Source organism: Streptomyces sp. NBC_01257 (genome assembly GCF_035917255.1).
Lineage (GTDB): Bacteria > Actinomycetota > Actinomycetes > Streptomycetales > Streptomycetaceae > Streptomyces.
Genome location: NZ_CP108472.1, coordinates 7,752,556 through 7,777,136, shown reverse-complemented (window position 1 = coordinate 7,777,136; position 24,581 = coordinate 7,752,556). Strand labels below are relative to the sequence as shown.

The following is a 24,581-nucleotide window of genomic DNA, read 5'->3' as shown; positions in this document are numbered from 1 at the left end:
TGGGCTGCCCTACGCCGAGGGCAGTTCCCTGAGCTGGATGTCGCGGAAGGAGACCTGGTCGTCCGCCCCGTGGTTCTGGAGGCCGATGTAGCCGTCCTTGAGGCTGCGGACCGGGTCGGTGTTGGTGAAGTCGTTGATCTTCACTCCGTTGAGGAAGATCTGGAGCCGTTCACCCTGCACCTTGATCTCGTAGCTGTTCCACTGCCCCGGCGGGCGCAGCACCTGGTCGCGGGCCTTGGTGTTGGCCGCCTTGAAGGTGTAGACGGAGCCGGTGGTGCGGTCGACGGCGTCGGAGGCGTCGATCTGGACCTCGTAGCCGTTGTTCACCGCGGACCAGGGGTCGTCCGACTCCGGGAAGCCGACGAAGACTCCGGAGTTGTCGTCGCCCGCCATCTTCCAGTCGAGCTTCAGGGAGTACGACTTCAGCTCCTTGGCCTGGTAGGTCAGCAGACCCATGCCGCCCTCGGAGCGCAGCTCGCCGTCGACCACGTCGAACTTCCCGGGCCCGGCCTGCTTCCAGCCTTCGAGCGTCTTGCCGTTGAAGATCGACCGGTAGCCGGTGTCGGGCTTGCAGTCGCCCTTGACCTGGCCGGCGGCGTAGCGCACCCCGCCGAGCAGCAGCTTGCGGAAGTCCGCGTCGGCGTACGACTCCTTGGTGTGGCCGAGGCCGGTGTAGAAGGAGCGGCCGCCCTCGTAGGCCTGGCACCAGGTGATCGGGTGGTCGCCCTTCATGGTGCCGCCGGTGTAGGTGGTCTCGTCGAGGGTGGCGAGGACCTTCACCTTGTCGCGCGGGTTGGTGCGGTAGTTGTACAGCTCGTCGGTGCGCTCCCAGGCGTCGCCCAGGTGGGCGGTGGCCGGGTGCTTGTGGTCCTCTACGCGGACCGTGACGGGCTGGATGGCGGGGTGGCCGGAGAAGTACGCGCCGACGAGTCCGCCGTAGAAGGACCAGTCGTACTCGGTGTCGGCTGCGGCGTGGACGCCCATGTAGCCGCCGCCGGTGGCGATGTAGTTCTCGAAGGCCTTCTGCTGGTCGGCGTTGAGGACGTCACCGGTCGTCGACATGAAGACGACGGCGTCGTAGCGGGCCAGGTTCGGGGTGGTGAACTGGCCGGCCTCCTCGGTGGCGTCGACCGTGATGTTGCTGTCCTTGCCGAGTTCCTTGAGTGCGGCGATGCCCTCGGGGATCGCGTCGTGGCGGAAGCCGGCGGTCTTGGAGAAGACCAGGACCCGCTTGGCGGTCTTGTCGGGCGGGGTGTTGGAGAGCTCGAAGTCGTCGATGTCGTAGAGGGCGCCCGCGCCGGTGCCGCCCTTGAACACCAGGAAGAGCTCGGTGGCCTTCTTCGGCACGCCCCGCAGGGGTACGTCGATGTCCTGGAAGGTCTCCCAGCCACCGGTCACCGGTACGGGTGCGGAGCCGAGGATCTTCCCGGTCGCCGAGCCGGACCGCACCTCGAGGAAGCCGCCCGCGCCGCCGGAGGCGATCCGCGCGGTGAGCTTGGTGGAGTCGCCGAGGATGTACGGCTTGAAGGAGATCCAGTCGTCGTTGTCGATGTCGCCGACGGTCTTGCCGCCCTCGGCGTTCGCCTTGTCGTACGTCTTGATGCCGGACGAGTCGTTGAAGTGCTCGGCCTGGCGGTGGCGCGGCTGGAGCTGCGACTGGTCGTGGCCGGTCAGTGCGGCCTGGCCGCCGCCCCCGCCGTCGGTGTACGAGGCGTCGATGACACCGAAGATGTTGGCGTTGGGGTCGTGGCCGCCGTCCATCTCGGTCTTGATGGTGCCGGTGCAGCCGTGGGCCGAGGTGATCGGGTGGCCGTGGCTGTCGTGGCCGAGGACGAAGCGGACCTCGATCTTGGAGCAGTCGACGGTGCCGTCCTCGGGATCGGTGACGGTGACCTTGAACGGGATCTCGTCGCCGAAGGTGAAGAGCTGCCCGTCACCGGGGAGTTCCAGGTTCACCTTGGGCGCCGTGTTGCCGACGGTCACGTGGACGCTGGCCGATCCGGTGCGCCCGGAGGGGTCCGTGGCGGTGACGGTCGCGGTGTAGGTGCCGTTCTTCTTGTACGTGTACGCGGGGTTCGCGGCGGTGGAGGTTCCTCCGTCGCCGAAGTCCCAGGCGTACGTGAGGGCGTCGCCGTCCCCGTCGGCGGTGCCGGCCGAGGAGAACTGCACCTTCAGCGGCGCGGTGCCCGATGTCTTGTTGGCGGTCGCCTCGGCGATCGGGGAGCGTCCGCCGGTGGCGTTCTCGATGCGGTAGAGCGCGGAGTTCTCGTCGCCGCCGAACCAGGAGAGGCCGTAGTCGAGGACGTAGAGCGCCCCGTCGGGACCGAAGGCCATGTCCATGATCTGGGTGCCGGACCACGGGATGTCGTTGATGGACTCGACCTTGCCGTCGGCGTCCTGCTCGATCCGCTTGATCCACTGCCGGCCGAACTCACCGGCGAAGAAGTCGCCGTCGTAGGCCTCGGGGAACTTCACGGGCGAGTCGAGGTCGGCGTCGTAGTGGTAGACCGGTCCGCCCATCGGGGACTCCGAGCCGGTGCCGAACTCCGGGACCGACGCGCCGTCGTACGGGATCCAGGCGGCCTGGGCCGGCGGCAGGTCGACGAGGCCGGTGTTGTGCGGCGAGGTGTTCTTCGGCGCCGCGCAGTCGAAGGCCGCGCCGGAGGTCTTGGTGGCGAAGTCGTAGTCGATGAACGGGTCGTTGTTGCCCGTGCAGTACGGCCAGCCGAAGTTGCCGGCCTTCGTCACCCGGGCGAACTCGACCTGTCCGGCCGGTCCGCGCTTGGGGTCGGCCGCACCGGCGTCCGGCCCGTAGTCACCGACGTAGACGATGCCGGTGGCCTTGTCGACGGAGAAGCGGAACGGGTTGCGGAAGCCCATCGCGTAGATCTCGGGGCGGGTCTTGTCCGTCCCCGGCGCGAAGAGGTTGCCGTCCGGGACGGTGTACGAGCCGTCGTCGGCGACCTTGATGCGCAGGATCTTGCCGCGCAGGTCGTTGGTGCTGCCCGCGGAGCGGCGGGCGTCGAACGCCGGGTTGCGGTCCGGGCGCTCGTCGATGGGGCTGAAGCCGTCGGAGGCGAAGGGGTTGGAGTCGTCGCCGGTCGACAGGTACAGGTTGCCGTCCGCGTCGAAGTCGATGTCGCCGCCGACGTGGCAGCACATGCCGCGGGACGTCTGGACGTCGAGGACCTTCTTCTCGCTGCCGAGGTCGAGCGTGCCGTCCTCGTCGAGGACGAAGCGGGAGAGCCGGTTGACCCCGTCGAAGGGGGCGAAGTCGGCGGCGGTGCCGGTCTCGGGGGCGTCGCCGGCGGGCGTGTCCAGCGGGGGCGCGTAGTAGAGGTAGATCGCCCGGTTCTCGCTGAAGTGCGGGTCGACCCCGATGCCCTGGAGGCCTTCCTCGTCGTGCGAGTAGACGGGGAGGACGCCGGAGATCCGGGTGTTGCCCGAGCTGTCGGTGATGCGGAGCTCGCCGCTGCGCGAGGTGTGCAGCACGCTGCGGTCGGGGAGCACGGCCAGCGACATGGGCTCGCCGGTCTCGGCGGCCCCCTTGGCGAGGGTGACCTGCTGGAAGTCCTCGGCGGCCGGGGCGGGGTCGGGGTGCTCGTCGTGGGCGACGGCCGTGCCCGAGGTGGCGCCCAGGCTGAGGGTGGCGGCGGCGAGGAGGCCACCGGTGAACAGTGCGAGTGATTTACGGAGGCGGAGCCTGGTTCCGGACCCGGTGCGGGTCCCTGATCCGGTCCTGCTTCTGGTTCTGTGCACGAATGTCCTCCGGGGTGTGCCGGTGGTACGGGCGGGTGCTGCCGATCCGTGGTGCGCGGGGACTGCCGCGCTGGTCAGCCGGGGCCTGTGTGGCTCCGGTGACGGGAGTTATGTCATGTACACGCATTGGACGGTAGACCTGTTCGTCCGGGACGGAAAGCCCTTGTGCAGCAGTGTTGTTGAACTTCTTCCTTGCCCAGGACAAAGAGGGACGTGGGCAGGGGGGAGCGGCCCGGCGGCGTCCACGGTGCCGCCGGGCACCTTCGAGCCCCTCCGGCGATTGAGGAGCGGGGGTGCGGGGGCGGAGCCCCCGGGAGGGGCCGCGCCCCCGGCGCCTCAGTCCTTGCCGCCGCCGAACGCCGCGTCGAACGACGCGCTCGGCGGGTCGAAATCGAACCGCTTCAGGGACGTCAGCGCCTCCGGCGCCCCCGCCAGCCGGTCCATGCCCGCGTCCTCCCACTCCACGGACACCGGCCCCTCGTACCCGATGGACCGCAGCATCCGGAACACGTCCTCCCAGGGCACGTCCCCGTGCCCCGCCGAGACGAAGTCCCAGCCGCGGCGCGGATCGCCCCACGGCAGGTGGGAGCCGAGCCGGCCGTTGCGCCCGTCCAGGCGCTTGCGCGCCTCCTTGCAGTCCACGTGGTAGATCCGGTCCCGGAAGTCGTACAGGAAGCCGACCGGGTCCAGGTCCTGCCACACGAAGTGGCTCGGGTCGAAGTTCAGCCCGAACGCCGGCCGGTGGTCCACCGCCTCCAGCGCGCGGTGCGTGGTCCAGTAGTCGTACGCGATCTCGCTGGGGTGGACCTCGTGGGCGAACCGCACCCCCTCGGCGTCGAAGACGTCCAGGATCGGGTTCCAGCGCTCCGCGAAGTCCTCGTACCCGCGCTCGATCATGTGCGGCGGGACCGGCGGGAACATCGCGACGAGATGCCAGATCGACGAGCCGGTGAAGCCGATGACCGTGTCGACGCCGAAGGCGGCGGCGGCCCGTGCGGTGTTCTTGATCTCCTCCGCGGCCCGCCGGCGCACCCCCTCGGGCTCCCCGTCCCCCCAGATCCGGGCGGGCAGGATGCCCTGGTGGCGCTCGTCGATCGGGCTGTCGCAGACGGCCTGGCCGACCAGGTGGTTGGAGACCGCCCAGCACTTCAGCCCGTACTTGTCGAGCAGCTGGTGCCGGCTCTCCAGGTAGCCGGGGTCGGCCAGGGCCTTGTCCACCTCGAAGTGGTCGCCCCAGCAGGCCAGTTCGAGGCCGTCGTAGCCGAAGTCACGGGCGTACCGGCAGACCTCCTCCAGGGGCAGATCGGCCCACTGGCCGGTGAAGAGGGTGAAGGGACGGGGCATGCGCAGGACCTCCTAGAGCTGTACGGGCGTGAGTACGGAGTTCTTCGCGGCGCTCTCCTCCACCGCCGCGAGCACCCGCTGCACCTGCAGCCCGTCGGCGAACGACGGTACGGGCGGCGCTCCTTCGGCGATCGTCCGTACCACGTCGCGGGCCTGGTGGATGAACGTGTGCTCGTAGCCGAGCGCGTGGCCCGGCGGCCACCATGCCTCCAGGTACGGATGCTCGGGCTCGGTGACCAGGATGCGCCGGAAGCCGGCCGTGGTGGCGGGCTCGGTGTGGTCGTGGAAGGACAGCTCGTTGAGCCGTTCCAGGTCGAAGGCGAGCGAGCCGCGCTCCCCGTTGATCTCCAGCCGGAGCGCGTTCTTGCGTCCGGCCGCCATCCGGGTCGCCTCGAAGGACGCCAGGGCGCCCGAGGCGAGCCGTCCGGTGAACACGGCCGCGTCGTCGACCGTCACCGTGCCGAGCTCCCCCGCGGCGGCGACCCCGCCGAGGCCTCCCGAGGGGCCGGCGAGCAGCGGGCGCTCCCGGACGAAGGTCTCGCTCATCGCGGAGACCCCCACCAGCAGCTCCCCCGCCAGGTACTGCGCGAGGTCCACGATGTGCGCCCCGAGGTCACCGAGCGCGCCGGAGCCCGCGCGGTCCTTCTTCAGCCGCCAGGTGAGCGGTGACTCGGGGTCCACCAGCCAGTCCTGGAGGTAGGTGGCCCGCACGTGCCGCAGCGTGCCGATCCGGCCCTCGGCGATCAGCTTCCGCGCGTACGTGATGGCGGGCACCTTGCGGTAGTTGAAGCCGACCATCGCGATCTGGCCCCGGGCGGCGGCCCGCTCCGCCGCCTCGGCCATGGCCTCCGCCTCCGAGACCGTGTTGGCGAGCGGCTTCTCGCACAGCACGTGCTTGCCCGCCTCCAGAGCCGCGATGGCGATCTCCGCATGGCTGTCGCCGGGGGTGCAGATGTCGACGAGCTGGACGTCGTCCCGGGCGATCAGGGCCTGCCAGTCGGTCTCGGCCGCCGCCCAGCCGAGCCGGTCCGCGGCGGCCTCGACCGCCGGCCGGTCACGTCCGCAGATCGCGGCGAGAGCCGGCCTCATCGGCAGCTCGAAGACATGGCCCGCGGTGCGCCATCCCTGCGAGTGGGCGGCGCCCATGAATGCGTATCCGACCATGCCGACCCCGAGCGTCGGTGCGCTCGCCATCGGCCGGTACGTCGGCGGCGCGGCCGCCTCCTGCTCCGTCTCTTCCCTACGGGCCATCCGGGCTTCCTCCTCATCGGTGGTTCGGTGGGTGCGGCAGGAGGGTCAGCACCCTCCTGCGGGGCGGCTCAGTTGAAGCCCGTCGGCAGGTACTGGTCGATGTTGTCCTTGGTGACCACGGCCGAGTACAGGGTGAGGTTGGTCGGGATCTCCAGCTCGGCGAGTCCGGACACCCCCTTGGCCTGGCCGAGCGCACGGGCCAGGTCGATGGCCGATGCCGCCATGGTCGGCGGGTAGAGGACCGTGGCCTTCAGCACGCTGTTGCCGGCCTTGATGGCGTCCATCGCGGACTTGGCCCCGGCACCGCCGACCATCAGGAACTCGTCGCGGCCGGCCTGCTGGATGGCGCGGAGCGCGCCCACGCCCTGGTCGTCGTCGTGGTTCCACAGGGCGTCGAACTTCTTCTGCGCCTGGAGGAGCTGGGCCATCTTCGCCTGGCCGGACTCGACGGTGAAGTCGGCCGCCTGACGGGCCACCAGCTCGATGTTGGAGTAGTTCTTCAGCGCGTCGGCGAAGCCCTTGCTGCGCTGCTTGGTCAGCTCCAGGTTGTCGATGCCTGCGAGCTCGACGACCTTGGCGTTCGGCTTGTCCTTGAGCTGCTCGCCGATGTACGTACCGGCGTTGAGGCCCATGCCGTAGTTGTCGCCGCCGACCCAGCAGCGGTAGGCCTGCGGGGAGGCGAAGATGCGGTCCAGGTTGATGACGGGGATGCCCGCCCGCATGGCCTCCAGGCCGACCTGGGTGAGCGCCTTGCCGTCGGCCGGGAGGATGACGAGGACGTCGACCTTCTTGTTGATGAGGGTCTTGACCTGGCCGATCTGGGCGGCGGTGTCGTTGGAGCCCTCGGTGGTCTCCAGGGTCACCTCGGAGTACTTCTTCGCCCGCGACTTGGCGTTCTCGTTGATCGCGTTGAGCCAGCCGTGGTCGGCCTGCGGTCCCGCGAAGCCGATGGTGACGGGCTTGCCCGGCTTGTCGTCGGCGGCCGGGGCGTTGCTCTGGGAGGCGGTGTCCTTCTCCTTGGGCTCGTTGCTGGTGCAGGCGGTCAGCAGAGCGCCCGCGGAGACGGCGGCGGTCCCGAAGAGGAGTCCTCTGCGGCTGGTTTCTGGCATGGCTGTCAAACCCTTCATCCGATGTGCGGCGTGGGATGCGTAACAAGCGGGGGTCGAACGGGTGGAGACGGAGGGTCAGGTCTCTCCGTGGGCCGACGTCCGGCGCTGGACGAGGACGGCGGCGACGATGATCGCGCCCTTGGCGATCTGCTGGACGTCGGTCTGCAGGTTGTTGAGCGCGAAGATGTTGGTGATCGTGGTGAAGACGAGGACACCCAGCACGGAGCCGACGATGGTGCCGCGGCCGCCGGTGAGCAGGGTGCCGCCGATGATCGCGGCGGCGATGGCGTCGAGCTCGTACAGGTTGCCGTTGGTGTTCTGGCCGGAACCGGACAGGATGATCAGCATGAAGGCGGCGATGCCGCAGCAGAGTCCGGACAGCAGGTAGAGGTAGAGCCGCTGCCTGCGTACGTCGATGCCGGCCAGCCGGGCCGCTTCCGCGTTGCCGCCGACGGCGACCGTGCGGCGGCCGAAGGTCGTCCGGTTGAGCACCAGCCAGCCGACGACGGTGACCACGGCGAACATCATGACCAGCGGCGGGATGCCGAGGACGTACGCGTCGGGCAGGCCCAGGTCGAGGACCGACTTGACGGTGACGATCTGCGTCTTGCCGTCGGTGATGTGGAGGGCCAGACCGCGGGCGGACGCGAGCATGGCCAGCGTCGCGATGAACGGCACCAGCCTGCCGTACGCGATCAGCACCCCGTTGACGAGTCCGGCGCCGAGGCCGACCAGGACGGCGGTGAAGAGGATGCCCGCGAAGCCGAAGTCCTGGGTGGCGAGCGTCGTCGCCCAGACGGAGGCGAGGGCGACCATGGCGCCGACGGAGAGGTCGATGCCCCCGCTGATGATGACGAAGGTCATGCCGACGGTGACGACACCGATGACGGACGACTGGGTCAGGATCAGCTGGAGGTTCCCGGTGTCCAGGAACGCGTCGGGCTCGGTGATGCCGCCGACGACTATGAGCGCGGCGAGGACGCCGAGCAGCGAGAGGTTGCGGACGTCCGCGCGCAGCCCGAAGGCTCGCGGGGACCCGTCCTTCTTCGGGGACGCGGGGACGGACACGGGCGCGGCGCCCTTGTCCGGCCCGCTCTGCTGCGCCGATGAGACGGGCTGCGTCATGACGTCGGGCTCCCTTCCATCACGAGGTCGAGTACGCGGTGCTCGTCGAGCTCCCTGGCGTCCGCCGTGTGCACGACGCGACCCTCACGAAGGACGAGCACCCGGTCGGCGAGGCCCAGGACTTCGGGCACTTCGCTGGAGACGAGCAGAACGGCGAGGCCTTCGTCGGCCAGCCGGCGGATCACGGCGTAGAGCTCGGCGCGGGCGCCGACGTCCACTCCGCGGGTCGGTTCGTCGAGCAGCAGCACCCGGCAGCCGCGCAGCAGCCAGCGGGCGAGGACCGCCTTCTGCTGGTTGCCGCCGGACAGGGTGCGGACGGGGGTGTCCGGGTTGTCGGGGCGCAGGGAGAGTTCGCGGGTGGCGGCGCGGGCCGCCTTCCGCTCTGCTCCCCGGTCGACCCAACCGCCCCTGGAGAAGCGGGACATGGTGGAGACGGAGACGTTACGGGTGACGGATTCGAGCATCAGCAGGGCCTGCGCCTTGCGTTCCTCGGGGGCGAGGCCGATGCCGGCGGCGACGGCGGCGCGCACACTGCCGGGCCGCAGCGGCTTGCCCGCGACCGTGACCCGGCCGGCGGTGGCCTTGCGGGCGCCGTAGATGGTCTCCAGGATCTCGGAGCGCCCGGAGCCGACGAGTCCGGCGAGGCCGACGATCTCGCCGGGCCTGAGCTCCAGGTCGACCGGGTCGAACTCGCCCTGCCTGGTGAGCCCTTGGACCGTGAGGACCGGGGGCTGCCCGGGCCGGGCGTCCTCGGGGGTGCCCTCGGGGCGGGGCGGGAAGACGTACTCGACGTTGCGGCCGGTCATCATGGCAACGATGTCGCGCGTCGGTGTGGACTCGGCGGGGAGTCCGACGGCGACGGCCCGGCCGTCCTTGAGGACGGTCACCCGGTCGCCGATCCGGCGGATCTCCTCCAGGCGGTGCGAGATGTAGACGACGGCGACGCCGTCCGCGGTGAGCGAGGCGACGATCCGGAAGAGGTTGTCGACCTCGTCGGGGTCGAGGGCGGCGGACGGTTCGTCCATCACGATGAGGCGCACGTCGTGGGAGAGCGCCCGGGCCATCGAGACGATCTGCTGCTGGGCCGCGGAGAGTTCGCCGACCGCGCGGCCGGGGTCGATCTCCGGGTGGCCGAGCCGCTTCAGCAGCGCGGCGGCGGCGGTGCGGCCCCGGTGGGTGCGGACGACGAAGCCGGCGCTGGTGGGCTCGTGGCCCAGGAAGACGTTCTCGGCGACCGACAGGCTCTCGACCAGGTCGAGTTCCTGGTAGATGGTGGCGATCCCCAGGCGCATCGCGGTGATCGGCGACTTGAGCACGGCCGGTTCGCCGCGCCAGGTGATCTGGCCGTCGTCGGGCTGGTGGGCCCCGGCGAGCACCTTGATGAGGGTGGACTTGCCGGCGCCGTTCTGACCGAGGAGGCAGTGGACTTCGCCGGCCTGGACCTCCAGGTCCACGCCGTCGAGGGCGCGCACGCCGGGGAAGGACTTGGTGATTCCGGACATGGTGAGCAGCGGTGGTTCTGGAGCCATGACAAATCCCCTCGGCGGGTGGGGTTTTCCCCTGCGCGGGCGAGTCCGCGAGCAGGGGGGAAGGGCCGGTGAGCGGGCAGGGCGCAGTGCGGTCCCGGGGATGTTCCCCGGACCCCGGCCTGGGGCGCGGGGGCGGTGCCTTCGGTGCTGGCCGGGTGGCTTCGAGAAGGGTCAGGCGGGTGAGAAGAGGTGGTCGCTGATGAGCCTGGCCGCGCCGATCACTCCGGCGGCGGGTCCGAGTTCGCCCAGCACGATGGGGAGGTTGCCGGTGGCCAGCGGCAGTGACTGCCGGTAGACCTGGGTCCGGACGCTGGCCAGCAGCGTGTGGCCCAGTCCGGTCACCCCACCGCCGATCACCACCAGACCGGGGTTGAAGAAGCTGACGAGTCCGGCGATGACCTGTCCGACCCGGTTGCCGCCTTCGCGGATCAGGTCGAGCGAGGTGGGGTCGCCCGCGGCCGCGGCGGCGGCCACGTCGACGGCGGTGAGTTTCCCGGACGCCTCCAGCCGGGCCGCGAGCTCCGTGGACTGACCGGCGCGTGCCGCGTCCTCGGCGTCGCGGGCCAGGGCGGCGCCGCTGAAGTGTGCTTCCAGGCAGCCCCGGTTGCCGCAGGCGCAGGGGCGGCCGTCGGGTTCGACCTGGATGTGGCCGATGTCGCCGGCGCTGCCCGTCGTACCGCGGTGGACCTCGCCGCCGACGACGATGCCGCAGCCGATGCCGGTACCGATCTTGACGCAGAGGAAGTCGCCCACGGAGCGGGCGACGCCCGCGTGCTGCTCCCCCATCGCCATGAGGTTCACGTCGTTGTCGACCATGACGGGGCAGCCCAGTTCCTGGCTGAGCGCCTCGCGGACCGGGAAGCCGTCCCAGCCGGGCATGATCGGCGGTGCGACCGGGATGCCTTCGGGGAAGCGGACCGGTCCCGGTACGCCGATGCCGGCGCCGTCGAATCCTTCGGCGAGCCCGGAGGCCCGGAGCTTGGCCGCCATGGACAGCACCTGCTCGAAGATGGCGACGGGGCCTTCGCGTACGTCCATGGGGTGGTTGAGGTGGCCCAGGACCTCCAGCTCCGCGTTGGTGACCGCCACGTCGACCGAGGTGGCGCCGATGTCGACGCCGAGGAAGCGCAGTGCCGGGGCGAGCCGGATGTTGTGCGAGCGACGCCCGCCGCGGGATGCGGCGAGTCCGTCGGCCACGACAAGGCCGGTCTCCAGCAGTCTGTCCACCTCGACGGCGAGCTTGGAGCGGGAGAGATCGACCTGATCCCCCAGCTGTGCCCGTGAGTTGGGCCCGCCGTCGCGCAACAGCCGAAGCAGTCGCGCCTGATGCGCATTCGCGGGTCGTGCCGTCATTCGTCTCACGCGCCCCTCCCCGCCACATCGGCCTGTCCGTCGGGCTTTGGAGGGGAACGTAGCAGCGGTTGCCGGGAGTGGGAAGAAGTTGCGCAGGAATCCACCGCAACTTTCTCCACCCCGAGGACAAAGAGGGGGTGGAAGGGGTGCGGAGCGGACGTCCGGGAGCGCGGAAAAGCCCCCGATCGCCGGTGGTCCGATGCCTCAGCCGGCGTTCGAGGGCGGGGGGAGCGGGCCCGGATCAGCTTTCGTCGCGCTGGTGGTACGTCTGCCGGGTGTGCTCCGTGTGCGCCCGCATGATCGCGGTCGCCCGCTGTTCGTCGCGCGAGGAGATGGCGGCGATCAGGGAGCGGTGCTCGATCCAGGACTGCGTGCCGCGCTGCCGGGCGACGGGGGTGTAGTACCAGCGGACCCGGCGGTCCACCTGCCCGGCCAGTTCGGAGAGGACGACGTTGCCCGCCAGTTCCATGACCTTGGCGTGGAAGGCGGCGTTGGTCGCCACCGCCAGGTCCACGTCGTCGTCGGCGACGGCCTGCTCCCCCTTGGCGCAGAGCTCCTCCAGGGCGGCGATGCCCGAGGTGCCGGAGTTGGCGGCGGCGAGACGGGCCGCCTCGGCCTCCAGGAGCGTACGGACCGAGAGGAGCTGGTCCGCCTCCTCCTCCGTGGGTTCGTGGACGAACGCACCCTGGGCGGGCCGCAGATCGACCCATCCCTCGGTGTTGAGCCGCTGCAACGCCTCGCGGACCGGCTGCCGGGACACACCGAGGTGTCCGGCCAGCTCGCTCTCGACCAGATGCTGGCCGGGGCGGAGCGCCCGGGTGGTGATGAGTTCGAGCAGCGCCTCGTAGACGCGCTCGCGCAGTGGCCCGGGCCGTTCCAGCTTCGGCACGGCCCCCTGCGGCAGTCCTGTGGACAACATCGCGGTCCCCCTCCGGGCGACGAGCAATTGCTTATCGTCTACAGTCTACCGAGCGCAAGGCCCCTCAGGGACAGCGGATCACCTGTCCCGCGTAACTGAGGTTCCCGCCGAAGCCGAAGAGCAGGGCCGGGGCGCCCGTGGCGACCTCGCCGCGCTCCACCAGCTTGGACAGGGCCATCGGGATCGAGGCCGCGGACGTATTGCCCGAATCCACCACATCCCGCGCGATGACCGCGTTGACGGCGCCGATCTTCCTGGCGACGGGTTCGATGATCCTCAGATTGGCCTGGTGCAGCACCACCGCCGCGAGGTCCTCGGGGGTGACCCCGGCCTTCTCGCACACCTTGCGCGCGATGGGCGGCAGCTGGGTGGTGGCCCAGCGGTAGACGGACTGCCCCTCCTGGGCGAAGCGCGGCGGCGTCCCCTCGATCCGCACCGCGTCCCCCATCCCCGGCACGGACCCCCACAGCACCGGCCCGATGCCGGGCCTGCCCCCGGTACCGGAGTCGGCGACCACGACGGCCGCACCGGCACCGTCGCCCATCAGCACACAGCTGGTGCGGTCGGTCCAGTCGACGATGTCGCCCATCTTGTCGGCGCCGATCACCAGCGCACGGGTGGCCGCGCCAGCCCGGAGGGCGTGGTCGGCGGTGGCGAGGGCGTGCGTGAACCCGGAACACACCACGTTGATGTCCATCACCGCGGGCGAGGTCATGCCGAGCCGGGCGGCGACGCGGGCCGACATGCTCGGGGACCGGTCGATCGCGGTGGAGGTGGCGACCAGGACCAGGTCGATGTCGGCGGGCTGCAGGCCGGCTGCGGCGAGCGCCTTGGCCGCCGCGTGCGCGGCCAGCTCGTCCACCGGCTCGTCGGGGCCGCCGAGGTGGCGGGTCTTGATGCCGACCCTGCTGGTGATCCACTCGTCGCTGGTGTCGACCATGGCCGCCAGATCGTCGTTCGTGAGCACCTTGGCGGGCTGATAGTGGCCGAGCGCCACGACACGTGAGCCGGTCATATTCAGGTTCCCCTCGCTACTTATGGCAGGAACCATCCAGTCTTGGTCGCTACCGCCCGGTACAGGGGCACGTGATCCCACAGGATTCCCGGCCGGGGGTTGGAGGCTTGACAACAGCCTTGACCCTCCGGACCGCATACTGTAGACAATATTCTGTCGACGTTACAGGGTTTCCTGTCTCCTCCGTCTTCTGCTCCTCCCGCACATCCGCACTGCTTCCCGCTCCCGCCTCGCTCGGTCACCTACCGAACGGAGAGCCCGTGAAAGTCGCAGTTGTCGGTGCCGGCGCGATCGGCGCCTATGTCGGGGCCGCGCTCCACCGCGCCGGCGCCGAGGTCCATCTCATCGCCCGCGGGCCGCACCTGGCCGCCATGCGCCGCGACGGCGTACGGGTCCTCAGTCCGCGCGGCGACTTCACCGCACGCCCCTCGGCCACCGACGACCCGTCGGAGGTCGGGCCCGTCGACTTCGTGTTCCTCGGCCTCAAGGCCAACTCGTACGCGGCATCGGGTCCCCTGGTCCACCCGCTGCTGCACGACCGCACCGCGGTCGTCGCCGCACAGAACGGCATCCCGTGGTGGTACTTCCACGGGCTCGCGGGCCCGCACGCCGGACGCCGCATCAACAGTGTGGACCCGGCCGGCGCGGTCAGCTCCACGCTGCCGCCCGAGCGGGCCATCGGCTGCGTCGTCTACGCGGCGACGGAGATCGAGGCACCGGGCGTCGTCCGCCATCTCGAAGGTACCCGGTTCTCCATCGGGGAGCCCGGCCGGACCGTGTCGCGGCGCTGCCACGACTTCAGCGAGGCCATGGTCGCGGGCGGGCTCAAGTGTCCCGTCGAGACGGATCTGCGCAAGGACATCTGGATCAAGCTGATCGGCAACATCTCGTTCAACCCGATCAGCGCCCTGTCCCGGGCCACGATGGGCCAGATCTGCCGCCACCCGGACACCCGCGCGCTCGTCGAGTCGATGATGCGCGAGACCCTCGGCGTCGCGGCCGCGGTCGGCTGCCGCCCGGAGATCTCCGTGGAGCGGCGCATCGCGGGCGCCGAGCGCGTAGGCGACCACAAGACCTCCACCCTCCAGGACCTGGAGAAGGGCAAGCCACTCGAGCTCGACGTACTCCTCGCGGCCGTCGTCGAACTGGCCGATCTGACCGGGCTGCCCGTCCCGACGCTGCGCGCCGTGCACGCGCTCGCCGATCTCCTCGCCACCACCTCCTCGGCCGCCACGGCCCCAGCAGGGAGCGCACCATGAACAACGACCGCAAGAGGCGCGAGCGCAAGCAGTACGAGCGGCTGACGCACCCGCTGGTCCGGGACGCGAACGGCGTGCTGCGGCGGGCGAGCTGGGACGAGGCGCTGGACCGCGCGGCTGCCGGGTTCCGGCAGGCCCGCCGGGCGCAGGGCCCCGATGCCTTCGCGATGCTGTCCTGCGCCCGGGCGACGAACGAGATGAACTACGTGGCGCAGAAGTTCACCCGCGTGGTGATGGGCACCAACAACGTGGACTCCTGCAACCGGACCTGTCACGCCCCCAGCGTCGCCGGTCTCTCCGCCGCCTTCGGCTCGGGCGGCGGCACCTCCTCGTACGAGGAGGTCGAGCACACCGATCTGATCGTGATGTGGGGCTCCAACGCCCGCTTCGCGCACCCGATCTTCTTCCAGCACGTACTGAAGGGCATCCGCAACGGCGCGCGCATGCACGTCGTCGATCCGCGCCGCACCTCGACGGCCCAGTGGGCGGAGAGCTGGCTCGGCCTGAACGTGGGGACGGACATCCCGCTCGCCCATGCCATCGGCCGCGAGATCATCCACGCCGGGCTGGTCAACCGGGCGTTCGTGGACCGCGCGACGACGGGCTTCGACGCGTACGCGGCGCTCGTCGAGCCGTGGACGCTGTCGGCCGCCGAGCAGGTGACCGGAGTGCCTGCCGAGGCAGTCCGCGATCTCGCGCACGCCTACGCCACCGCCGAACGGGCCCAGCTGTGCTGGACCCTGGGCATCACCGAGCACCACAACGGCACCGACAACGTCCGGGCACTGATCAACCTCTCGATGCTCACCGGCCACGTCGGCCGGTACGGCTCCGGCGTCCAGCCGCTGCGCGGGCAGAACAACGTGCAGGGCGGCGGCGACATGGGCGCCATCCCCAACAAGCTGCCCGGCTTCCAGGACATCCTGGACCCGGCGTCCCGGCGGAAGTTCGAACGCTCCTGGGACACCGTCATCCAGCCCCGCCCCGGCAAGACGCTCACCGAGATGTTCGAGTCGATGGAGAGCGGCGAACTGCGCGCGGTCTACTGCATCGGCGAGAACCCGGCCCAGTCCGAGGCCGACAGCGAGCAGGCCGTGCGACGGCTGAAGGCCCTGGACCATCTGGTGGTCCAGGACATCTTCCTCACGAAGACAGCCGAACTCGCCGACGTCGTCCTGCCCGCGACGGCCGCCTGGGCCGAGACGGACGGCACGACGACCAACAGCGAACGGCGGGTCCAGCGCGTACGGGCGGCCCTCACCCCGCCGGGCGAGGCCCGCGAGGACATCGACATCATCTGCGCACTGGCCCGGCGCCTCGGCCACGACTGGAAGTTCACCGACTCCGAGGCGGTGTGGAACGAACTGCGCTCGCTCTCCCCCGACCACTTCGGGATGACGTATGACCGCCTGGAGGAGCACCAGGGGCTGCAATGGCCCTGCCCCGACCCGGAGAAGCTGCCGTCGAGCTTCCTGCACGCCCGGCTGTGGGAGACCGACCCGGTACGCCGCGGCCCGGCCGCGCCCTTCGGTCTCGTCCAGCACGATCCGCCGGTCGACCTCACCGACGAGGCGTACCCGCTGCGCCTGACGACGGGCCGTCGCCTCGACTCGTACAACACCGGTGTGCAGAGCGGTGGTTACGCGTCCCCCCTGCGGCGCGGCGAGTACATCGAACTGTGCCCCGAGGACGCGGTCGCCCACGGGGTCACGACCGGCGAGGAGGTGCGGGTGTCGTCGCGCCGGGGCAGCGTGACCGCTCCGGTGTGGATCGATCCGGGGCTGCGGCCGGGGCTCGCCTTCATGACGATGCACTTCCCGGACGAGGTCGACACCAACGCGCTGACGATCGAGGCGAACTGCCCGATCGCCGGTACCGCCGAGTTCAAGGCCTCCGCCGTCCGGATCGAGAAGCTGGTGCCCTCATGGACCTGAAACACACCGACGCCGCCCCCACGGACGCCGAACGGGAGGCCGTGGACAGCCTGCTGGGTCCGCCGCCGTCCGGCTGGGAGGGCGGCACCACCCGGAGCGACGAGGACCTGCGGTGGGCGCGGGGCGGCGCATCGGCCGCGAAGGACCGGCGCGACCAGCTGCTGCCCGCCCTGCACGCGGTGAACGACCGGATCGGCTGGATCAGCGAGGGCGCGCTCGGCTACCTCTGCCGCCGGCTGACGGTGGCCCCGGCGGAGGCGTACGGCGTCGCGACGTTCTACGCCATGTTCTCGCTGCGTCCCCGCCCGCCGAAGGTCCTCCACGTCTGTACGGACCTGGCGTGCGCGGCCCGCGGCTCGGCGGCCCTCTGCGCGGACCTGACGAGGGACTTCGCCCCGGCGGGAACGGCGACGGAGGGCGCGACCTGGCAGGAGAGCCCCTGCCTGGGCCTGTGCGAGAGGGCCCCGGCGGCACTGCTGATCCAGGCGGGCGAACAACCGCGGTCAGCCCGTCCGGCGTTCGAGGACCGGGGGCCCGGGGGCGGAGCCCACGGGTACGGGAAGGGGCGGGAAGGGGAACAGCGCGCGGCAGGCGCCCCCCACCGCACCGCGGTCATCGCCCCCGCCACCCCGGCCGCCCTCACCCACGCGATCCGCTCCCCCGAGCACACCCCGCCCCAGCCCCCACCCGAGACCGCCGTCCCCCAGACGGGCAGCCCCGGCCTCGTCCTCCTCAAGCGCATCGGCACCACGGACCCCGCCTCCCTCGACGCGTACCGCGCGAGCGGCGGCTACACCGCGCTGCGCCGCGCCTTCGCCCTCGGCCCCGCGGGCGTCATCCGCGAGGTCCTGGACGCCGGGCTCGTCGGCCGGGGCGGTGCCGCGTTCCCGACCGGCCGCAAGTGGGAGGCCACCGCCGGGCAGCCCGACACCCCGCACTACCTCGTCTGCAACGCGGACGAGAGCGAGCCGGGCACCTTCAAGGACCGGGTGCTGATGGAGGGCGACCCGTACGCCCTCGTCGAGGCGATGACGGTGGCCGGCTACGCCACCGGCGCCCGGCAGGGCTTCGTCTATCTGCGCGGCGAGTACCCCCGGGCGTACGAGCGCCTGAGCCACGCCCTGGAGACCGCCCGCACCCGGGGCCTGCTCGGCCCGGACATCCTCGGCCAGGGGTACGCCTTCGACATCGAGATCCGGCGGGGCGCGGGCGCCTACATCTGCGGTGAGGAGACCGCGATCTTCAACTCGATCGAGGGGCAGCGCGGCGAACCGCGGTCCAAGCCCCCGTTCCCGGTGGAGAAGGGCCTCTTCGGCAAGCCGACCGCCGTCAACAACGTCGAGACGCTGGTCAACGTCCTGCCCGTCCTGGAGCACGGCGCCGCCGCCTACGCGGCCACCGGCACCGGCACGTCCACCGGCACGAAGCTGTTCTGCGTATCGGGGCAGGTGGCCGCGCCGGGGGTCTACGAGCTGCCGTTCGGCGCGAGCCTGCGGGAGCTGCTGGAACTCGCGGGCCCGCCGCAGGACCTGCGGGCGGTGCTGCTCGGCGGCGCGGCGGGCGGCTTCGTGCGCCCCGACGAGCTGGACATCCCGCTCACCTTCGAGGGGACGCGGGCCGCCGGTACGACACTCGGTTCGGGCGTCGTCCTGGTCCTGGACGGTTCGGTCGAGCTGCCCCGCATCCTGCTCCGGATCGCCGAGTTCTTCCGCGACGAGTCGTGCGGGCAGTGCGTGCCCTGCCGGATCGGGACGGTGCGCCAGGAGGAGGCGCTGCACCGGATCAAGGACCGTACGGGCGCCGCGGCCGCCGATGACATCGCGCTGATGCGCGAGGTCGGGCAGGCGATGCGCGATGCCTCGATCTGCGGTCTGGGACAGACCGCGTGGAATGCCGTCGAGTCCGCCATCGACCGTCTGGGGGTCTACAAGTGACCGCTGTTCCGCTGCGACTGCCGCGCCGGCTGATCGAGTTCACGCTCGACGGCCAGGAGACCCGGGTGCCCGAGGGTTCGACGATCCTGGAGGCGTGCCGGGCCGCGGGCAAGGACATCCCGACGCTGTGCCAGGGCGACACGCTCACCCCGAAGAACGCCTGCCGGGTCTGTGTCGTCGAGGTGGCGGGCGCCCGCACCCTCGCCCCGGCGTGCTCGCGCCGGGCCGAGGCGGGCATGACGGTGCTGACCGGCAGTGAGCGGGCCCGGCACAGCCGCAAGGTGGTCCTGGAGCTGCTCGCCTCGGCCACGGATCTGTCGACGACGCCGCGGGCCGACGAATGGATCAAGGAGTACGAGGCGAAGCCCGCCCGCTTCGGCGCCGGCTCGGCGCGCGTCAACGAGGAGCCGAAGGTCGACAACGACCTGTACGTCCGGGACTACGACAAGTGCATCCAGTGCTACAAGTGCGTCGACGCGTGCGGCGAGCAGTGGCAGAACACGTTCGCCATCGCGGTCGCGGGCCGGGGCTTCGACGCACGTATCTCCACCGAGCACGACGTGCCGCTCACCGACTCCGCGTGTGTCTACTGCGGCAACTGCATCGAGGTGTGCCCGACCGGCGCACTGTCCTTCAAGAGCGAGTTCGACATGCGGGCGGCCGGGACCTGGGACGAGCGGGCCCAGACGGAGACCACCACGGTCTGCGCCTACTGCGGCGTCGGCTGCAACATCACCCTCCATGTGCAGGAGAATGAGATCGTCAAGGTCACCTCGCCGCACGACAGCCCGGTGACCCACGGCAACCTCTGCATCAAGGGCCGTTTCGGCTTCCAACACGTACAGAATCGGGTCTGACTGTCATGGGACGGGTCACCGAGCGCCGCCGCACCATCCGCATCCGGGACGGGTCCGTCTCCACCCGCCCGGACACCCTCGTCGCCGAGGAACCGCTGGAGATCCGGCTGAACGGCAAGCCGCTCGCCATCACGATGCGCACCCCGGGCGACGACTTCGCGCTGGCGGCCGGCTTCCTGGTGAGCGAGGGCGTGATCGGTGCGGGCCCCGAGGTGCAGTCGATCGTGTACTGCGCCGGGGCGACGGCCGACGGGGTGAACACGTACAACGTGGTGGACGTGCGGCTCGCACCCGGTGTCGAGGTCCCCGACATCACGCTGGAGCGCAACGTCTACACGACGTCCTCCTGCGGACTGTGCGGCAAGGCGAGCCTGGACGCGGTGCGCACCACGACCCGGCACCCGGTCGCCGACACTCCCCCGGTCCGGGTCGGGCCCGGGCTGCTGGCCGCGCTCCCCGACCGGTTGCGCGCCGCGCAGCGGGTCTTCGACCGGACCGGGGGGCTGCACGCGGCCGCGCTGTTCTCCGAGACGGGCGAGCTGATCGACATCCGGGAGGACGTGGGCCGGCACAACGCGGTCGACAAGCTGGTCGGCCGGGCGCTGACGGACGGCCGGCTGCCGCTGTCCCGGGCGATCCTGCTGGTCTCGGGCCGGGCGTCGTTCGAGCTCGCGCAGAAGGCCGTGATGGCCGGCATCCCGATGCTGGCGGCCGTGTCGGCGCCGTCGTCCCTCGCGGTCGACCTGGCGGCCGAGACCGGCCTGACCCTGGTCGGCTTCCTGCGGGGGCCTTCCATGAACGTGTACGCGGGAGAGCACCGCATCGCTCTGGAGGCGACGGCCGTACAGGGCTGAGGCGCCCCTCCCGCTGCACGGGTGAGGGGTCCGGCCGGCGGGGAGCGCCCCCTGCGCCGGCCGGCCTCAGCCCACCTGCGCGGCCTCCCGCGCGACCCCGGCGCCGTCCGTGAACGCCTCCTGCGGGTCGCGGGCGCGCCGCTTCGCGATCACCGCGCACACCATGAGCTGCATCTGGTGGAAGAGCATCAGCGGCAGCACGGCGAGGCTCGCCTGCGCGCCGAACAGGACGCTGGCCATCGGGAGCCCCGAGGCGAGGCTCTTCTTGGAGCCGGCGAACTGGATGGCGATGCGGTCCGCGCGGCCGAAGCCGAGCCGCTTCGCCCCGTACCAGCTCACCGCGAGCATCAGCGCGAGCAGCACCGCCTCGGCGGCGAGCAGCGCGCCGAGCCGGGCCGGGGTGACCTGGTGCCAGATGCCGGCGACCATGCCCTCGCTGAACGCGGTGTAGACGACGAGCAGGATCGAGCCGCGGTCGACGTAGCCGAGGACCTTCTTGTGCCGGGCGATGAAGCCGCCGATCCAGCGGCGCAGCAGTTGTCCGGCGACGAACGGCAGCAGCAGCTGGACGCCGATCTTCAGAAGTGCGTCGGCGGAGAAGCCGCCGCCGCTGTTGCCGAGGAGCGCGGCCGCCAGCAGCGGGGTGATGAAGATGCCCGCGATCGAGGAGAAGGATCCGGCACAGATCGCGGCGGGAACGTTGCCGCGGGCGATCGAGGTGAAGGCGATGGACGACTGGATCGTCGAGGGGACGAGGCAGAGGAAGAGGAAGCCGCTCTGCAGCTGCGGCGTCAGCACGTACGGCACGAGTCCCCCGCTCGCCAGTCCCAGCAGCGGGAACACGACGAACGTGCAGGCCAGGACGGTGAGGTGGAGCCGCCAGTGCTTGAGTCCTTCGAGCGCCTCGGCGGTGGAGAGCCGCGCGCCGTAGAGGAAGAAGAGGAACGCGACCGCCCCGGTGGACGCCCCGCCCGCCACGTCCGCGGCCGCGCCGGAGGCCGGCAGCAGCGCCGCGAGCACGACGGTGCCGATCAACGCCAGGATGTACGGGTCGATCGGCAGCCAGGACGGCAACTGCAGGGTGCGGCGGCTCATGTGCTCCACGTGTTCTCTCGTTCATGGTCGTGCCCTCCCCATCCTGCTCCCGATCCGCCCCATCGGGAATCCGGTATACCGCTCTGACTGTCATCACGGATCGCGATAGCCTTTCCGCATGTACGACCCCGCGCAGCTGCGCACCTTCCTCGCCGTCGCCCAGACGCTGAGCTTCACCGCGGCCGCCCGCCGGCTCGGGGTGCGGCAGTCCACGGTCAGCCAGCACGTGCGGCGGCTGGAGGACGCCACCGGGCGTCAGCTGTTCACCCGGGACACGCACCGGGTCGACCTCACGGTGGACGGCGAGGCGATGCTCGGCTTCGCCCGGACGATCCTGGAGGCCCACGAGCGGGCGTCGGCCTTCTTCACCGGGACCCGGCTGCGCGGGCGGCTGCGCTTCGGGGCGTCGGAGGACTTCGTGCTGACCCGGCTGCCGGAGATCCTCCAGTCGTTCCGCCGGGACCATCCGGAGGTCGAGCTGGAGCTGACCGTGGAGCTGTCGGGGACGCTGCACCAGCGGCTGGCGGCCGGCCGGCTCGACCTGGTGCTCGCCAAGCGGCGGACCGGGGACACCCACGGGGAGCTGGTCTGGCAGGACGCGCTGGTCTGGATCGGTGCGCCGAGGCTGCGGATCGATCCGGACCGTCCGGTGCCGCTGATCCTGTTCCCGCCGCCGGGCATCACCCGGGCCCGGGCGCTGGAGGTGCTGGAGGAACAGGGCCGTTCCTGGCGGGTGGCGTGCACGAGCGGCAGCCTCAGCGGGCTGGTCGCGGCCGCTCACGCGGGGCTCGGCGTGATGGCGCACAGCCGCGGCCTGGTGCCCCCGGGGCTGGCCCCGGTGACGGCGCGGGCGGGGCTGCCGGACCTCGGCGACGTGGACTTCGTGCTGCTGCACGGCCGCCGGCGGGACGGTGCGCAGCAGGCCGCGGACGCGCTGGCGGCGGCGATCCTGGCGGGCGGCGACCGGCTGATCCGTCCGCCGCGCGGAATCGGTCCGATCAGTGCGCGGGACCGCGCATGACGGGCTGCGGGGCGGGGGAGAATAGGCGGTACGCGACGGCCCCCGGCGGTCCGGCCCGGCCCGGCAGGTCCAGACAGATGCGGACCGATCCCCCGTACCCGTACAGAACCCGGTGATCGCGGCGTACAGATTCGGTGGAGATTCCCGCGCGAGCTACTTACTCCTTGGTCAGAAGCACGCCCGGGCCTTGCCCATCTGGCCGGATTTCAGCACCTGACCAGTGCAGATGCCACCTGGTCCGGACACCTCCGGGCTCTCCCGCGGCGGCGTCCGGTGGGGTAGCGTCACGGCGCTGTGCGGAGCGCCACAAGGAGCAGGTCATTGCGTGAGTTCACTGTCCCACCCATGGCGGCCGCGCCCCACGTAGGCGGGCTCGCGGATGTCGTGTTCGACTACGCCGAGGAGGATCCGCACCGGGTCGCGCTCGGCCGGAAAGACACGGACGGCCGTTGGCGGGACGTCACATCGGCGACGTTCCGCGACGAGGTGCTGGCACTGGCCAAGGGGCTGATCGCACACGGGGTGCGGTTCGGCGACCGGGTCGCCCTGATGTCCCGCACCCGGTACGAGTGGACCCTCTTCGACTTCGCCCTGTGGGCGGTCGGCGCGCAGTCCGTACCGGTCTATCCGACGTCCTCGGCCGAGCAGGTCCTGTGGATGCTGCACGACGCCGAGGTGTCGGCCGTGATGGTCGAGCACGAGGACCACGCGATGACGATCGCCTCGGTGATCGACCGGCTGCCGCAGCTGAAGCGGCTGTGGCAGCTGGACGCCGACGCGGTGACGGAACTGGTCGAGGCCGGCGCCCATGTCGAGGACGAGGTCGTGCACCGGCACCGGCGCGCGGTGACGCCCGACTCGGTGGCGACCGTCATCTACACCTCGGGCACGACGGGACGCCCGAAGGGCTGTGTGATCACGCACGCCAACTTCATGTTCGAGACGGAGACGATGGCCTCCCGCTGGGAGTCGGTCTTCCACTCGAAGCCGGGTGACGAGGCCTCGACGCTGCTCTTCCTCCCGCTGGCGCACGTCTTCGGGCGGATGGTGGAGGTCACGGCGATCCGCGGCCGGGTGAAGCTGGGCCATCAGCCGGAGCTGTCGGCGAAGGCGCTGATGCCGGACCTGGTGACGTTCCGGCCCACGTTCATCCTGGCGGTGCCGTACATCTTCGAGAAGGTCTTCAACGGTGCCCGGCGCAAGGCCGAGGCGGAGGGCCGGGTCGGCCCGTTCGACAAGGCCGTGGACATCGCGGTGAAGTACGCGGAGGCGATGGAGGCCCGGGCGTTCGGCACGGGCCCCGGTCCGTCGGCCGGGCTGCGGATGCAGCACCAGTTCTTCGAGAAGGTCGTGTACAAGAAGGTCCGCGAGGCGATGGGCGGCCGGATCCGGCACGCCATGTCCGGCGGCTCCGGCATGGAGCGGCAGCTCGGGCTGTTCTTCGCGGGTGCGGGCGTGACCGTGTACGAGGGGTACGGGCTGACCGAGTCGACGGCCGCGGCCACCGCGAATCCGCCGGAGCGCACCCGGTACGGCACGGTGGGGCAGCCGATCCCCGGCACGACCGTGCACATCGCCGAGGACGGCGAGATCTGGGTGTACGGGCGCAACGTGTTCTCCGGGTACCTGGGCGACCCGAAGTCCACCGACGCGGTGCTGAACGACGGCTGGCTGTCCACCGGGGACATCGGGGCGCTGGACGAGGACGGCTATCTGACGATCACCGGCCGGAAGAAGGAGATCCTGGTGACGTCCGGCGGCAAGAGCGTCTCGCCGGCCGGTCTGGAGGAGCGGGTGCGGGCGCATCCGCTGGTGGCGCAGTGCATCGTGGTCGGCAACGACCGGCCGTACATCGCGGCCCTGGTCACCGTGGACCAGGAGTCCGTGGAGCACTGGCTCGCCATGCAGGGCCGCCAGCCGATGTCCCCGGGCGACCTGGTGCGGGACCCGGATCTGGAGATGGAGGTCCGGCGGGCGGTGGTGGCCGCGAACACGGCGGTCTCGCAGGCCGAGTCGATCCGTACGTTCCGGATCCTGGCCCACCAGTTCACCGAGGAGCACGGTCTGCTGACTCCGTCGCTGAAGCTGAAGCGCAAGGCGATCGAGACGGCGTACGCGGCCGAGGTGGACGCGCTCTACCGCTGATCCGCCCCGCTTCCGCGCCCGGCGCGCCGGACGTGCCGCTCCGGCGGGGCCCGCGGTAGTACCGTTCCGATGAATCCG

Annotated in this window: 17 protein-coding genes; 7 read left to right on the top strand and 10 right to left on the bottom strand. The window is 71.1% G+C overall.

The genetic code is table 11. From position 1 onward, the window contains the following. Positions 1-9: 9 nt before the first annotated feature. From OG408_RS33975 to OG408_RS33935, 9 genes are all read right to left on the bottom strand, one after another. Positions 10-3,759 (bottom strand): ThuA domain-containing protein, encoded by a 3,750-nt coding sequence (locus OG408_RS33975; protein WP_326673576.1) that lies wholly within the window; start codon positions 3,757-3,759, stop codon positions 10-12. A gap of 336 nt (positions 3,760-4,095) precedes the next feature. Beyond that, the gene (locus OG408_RS33970) at positions 4,096-5,103 is read right to left on the bottom strand and encodes a sugar phosphate isomerase/epimerase family protein (RefSeq protein WP_266785218.1); all 1,008 of its coding nucleotides are present in this window, start codon (positions 5,101-5,103) and stop codon (positions 4,096-4,098) included. A 12-nt stretch (positions 5,104-5,115) separates the two neighbouring features. Next, entirely contained in the window at positions 5,116-6,354 is a 1,239-nt protein-coding gene (locus OG408_RS33965; protein WP_326673575.1) for a Gfo/Idh/MocA family protein, read from the bottom strand. Between the two features lie 68 nt (positions 6,355-6,422). Next, positions 6,423-7,463, bottom strand: coding sequence for a substrate-binding domain-containing protein (locus tag OG408_RS33960; protein ID WP_266785214.1), 1,041 nt, complete (start codon positions 7,461-7,463; stop codon positions 6,423-6,425). 75 nt (positions 7,464-7,538) lie between these two features. Then, on the bottom strand, positions 7,539-8,588 hold the full coding sequence (locus OG408_RS33955) for an ABC transporter permease (RefSeq protein WP_266785212.1): 1,050 nt from the start codon (positions 8,586-8,588) through the stop codon (positions 7,539-7,541). Continuing rightward, entirely contained in the window at positions 8,585-10,117 is a 1,533-nt protein-coding gene (locus OG408_RS33950; protein WP_266785210.1) for a sugar ABC transporter ATP-binding protein, read from the bottom strand. Before OG408_RS33950 ends, OG408_RS33955 begins: the two co-directional genes overlap by 4 nt. 171 nt (positions 10,118-10,288) lie before the next feature. Beyond that, positions 10,289-11,470, bottom strand: coding sequence for an ROK family transcriptional regulator (locus OG408_RS33945; protein ID WP_266785208.1), 1,182 nt, complete (start codon positions 11,468-11,470; stop codon positions 10,289-10,291). Positions 11,471-11,711: 241 nt separating this feature from the next. Beyond that, positions 11,712-12,389, bottom strand: coding sequence for a GntR family transcriptional regulator (locus OG408_RS33940; protein WP_326673574.1), 678 nt, complete (start codon positions 12,387-12,389; stop codon positions 11,712-11,714). Between the two features lie 64 nt (positions 12,390-12,453). After that, positions 12,454-13,404, bottom strand: a complete 951-nt coding sequence (locus OG408_RS33935; protein WP_266785204.1) for a beta-ketoacyl-ACP synthase III — start codon at positions 13,402-13,404, stop codon at positions 12,454-12,456. A 260-nt stretch (positions 13,405-13,664) separates the two neighbouring features. On the opposite strand from OG408_RS33935, the gene OG408_RS33930 reads away from it, so the two are divergent. The 5 genes from OG408_RS33930 to fdhD are packed head-to-tail and all read left to right on the top strand — an operon-like array spanning position 13,665 to position 20,242. Beyond that, positions 13,665-14,663, top strand: coding sequence for a 2-dehydropantoate 2-reductase (locus OG408_RS33930; protein WP_266785202.1), 999 nt, complete (start codon positions 13,665-13,667; stop codon positions 14,661-14,663). Then, entirely contained in the window at positions 14,660-16,597 is a 1,938-nt protein-coding gene (locus tag OG408_RS33925; protein WP_326673573.1) for a molybdopterin oxidoreductase family protein, read from the top strand. The genes OG408_RS33930 and OG408_RS33925 overlap by 4 nt, the downstream gene beginning before the upstream one ends. Then, complete coding sequence (locus OG408_RS33920; RefSeq protein ID WP_326673572.1) at positions 16,588-18,531, top strand: NAD(P)H-dependent oxidoreductase subunit E; 1,944 nt, start codon at positions 16,588-16,590, stop codon at positions 18,529-18,531. Before OG408_RS33925 ends, OG408_RS33920 begins: the two co-directional genes overlap by 10 nt. Next, complete coding sequence (locus OG408_RS33915; RefSeq protein WP_326673571.1) at positions 18,528-19,388, top strand: 2Fe-2S iron-sulfur cluster-binding protein; 861 nt, start codon at positions 18,528-18,530, stop codon at positions 19,386-19,388. The genes OG408_RS33920 and OG408_RS33915 overlap by 4 nt, the downstream gene beginning before the upstream one ends. Positions 19,389-19,393: 5 nt before the next feature. Then, positions 19,394-20,242 carry a formate dehydrogenase accessory sulfurtransferase FdhD gene (gene fdhD / locus OG408_RS33910; RefSeq protein ID WP_266785194.1) on the top strand — a complete coding sequence of 283 codons (849 nt, stop codon included), beginning with the start codon at positions 19,394-19,396 and terminating at the stop codon, positions 20,240-20,242. Between the two features lie 66 nt (positions 20,243-20,308). Here the strand turns inward: fdhD and OG408_RS33905 are convergent, their stop codons facing one another. Beyond that, positions 20,309-21,337, bottom strand: coding sequence for a bile acid:sodium symporter family protein (locus tag OG408_RS33905; RefSeq protein ID WP_266785192.1), 1,029 nt, complete (start codon positions 21,335-21,337; stop codon positions 20,309-20,311). Between the two features lie 118 nt (positions 21,338-21,455). Here OG408_RS33905 and OG408_RS33900 point away from each other — a divergent pair, with 118 nt between their 5' ends. Further along, positions 21,456-22,358: a LysR substrate-binding domain-containing protein gene (locus OG408_RS33900; protein ID WP_285565042.1), complete on the top strand. Its 903-nt coding sequence runs from the start codon at positions 21,456-21,458 to the stop codon at positions 22,356-22,358. A gap of 345 nt (positions 22,359-22,703) precedes the next feature. Next, positions 22,704-24,503, top strand: coding sequence for an AMP-dependent synthetase/ligase (locus tag OG408_RS33895; protein ID WP_266785188.1), 1,800 nt, complete (start codon positions 22,704-22,706; stop codon positions 24,501-24,503). The last annotated feature ends 78 nt before the right edge of the window (positions 24,504-24,581 follow it).

Coding starts and splice junctions, on each gene's coding strand:
- OG408_RS33965 (WP_326673575.1), bottom strand. CDS start 6,354: ATGGCCCGTAGGGAAGAGACGGAGCAGGAGGCGGCCGCGCCGCCGACG.
- OG408_RS33970 (WP_266785218.1), bottom strand. CDS start 5,103: ATGCCCCGTCCCTTCACCCTCTTCACCGGCCAGTGGGCCGATCTGCCC.
- OG408_RS33925 (WP_326673573.1), top strand. CDS start 14,660: ATGAACAACGACCGCAAGAGGCGCGAGCGCAAGCAGTACGAGCGGCTG.
- OG408_RS33895 (WP_266785188.1), top strand. CDS start 22,704: ATGGCGGCCGCGCCCCACGTAGGCGGGCTCGCGGATGTCGTGTTCGAC.
- OG408_RS33945 (WP_266785208.1), bottom strand. CDS start 11,470: ATGACGGCACGACCCGCGAATGCGCATCAGGCGCGACTGCTTCGGCTG.
- OG408_RS33920 (WP_326673572.1), top strand. CDS start 16,588: ATGGACCTGAAACACACCGACGCCGCCCCCACGGACGCCGAACGGGAG.
- OG408_RS33935 (WP_266785204.1), bottom strand. CDS start 13,404: ATGACCGGCTCACGTGTCGTGGCGCTCGGCCACTATCAGCCCGCCAAG.
- OG408_RS33955 (WP_266785212.1), bottom strand. CDS start 8,588: ATGACGCAGCCCGTCTCATCGGCGCAGCAGAGCGGGCCGGACAAGGGC.
- OG408_RS33940 (WP_326673574.1), bottom strand. CDS start 12,389: ATGTTGTCCACAGGACTGCCGCAGGGGGCCGTGCCGAAGCTGGAACGG.
- fdhD (WP_266785194.1), top strand. CDS start 19,394: ATGGGACGGGTCACCGAGCGCCGCCGCACCATCCGCATCCGGGACGGG.
- OG408_RS33905 (WP_266785192.1), bottom strand. CDS start 21,337: ATGAGCCGCCGCACCCTGCAGTTGCCGTCCTGGCTGCCGATCGACCCG.
- OG408_RS33900 (WP_285565042.1), top strand. CDS start 21,456: ATGTACGACCCCGCGCAGCTGCGCACCTTCCTCGCCGTCGCCCAGACG.
- OG408_RS33960 (WP_266785214.1), bottom strand. CDS start 7,463: ATGCCAGAAACCAGCCGCAGAGGACTCCTCTTCGGGACCGCCGCCGTC.
- OG408_RS33950 (WP_266785210.1), bottom strand. CDS start 10,117: ATGGCTCCAGAACCACCGCTGCTCACCATGTCCGGAATCACCAAGTCC.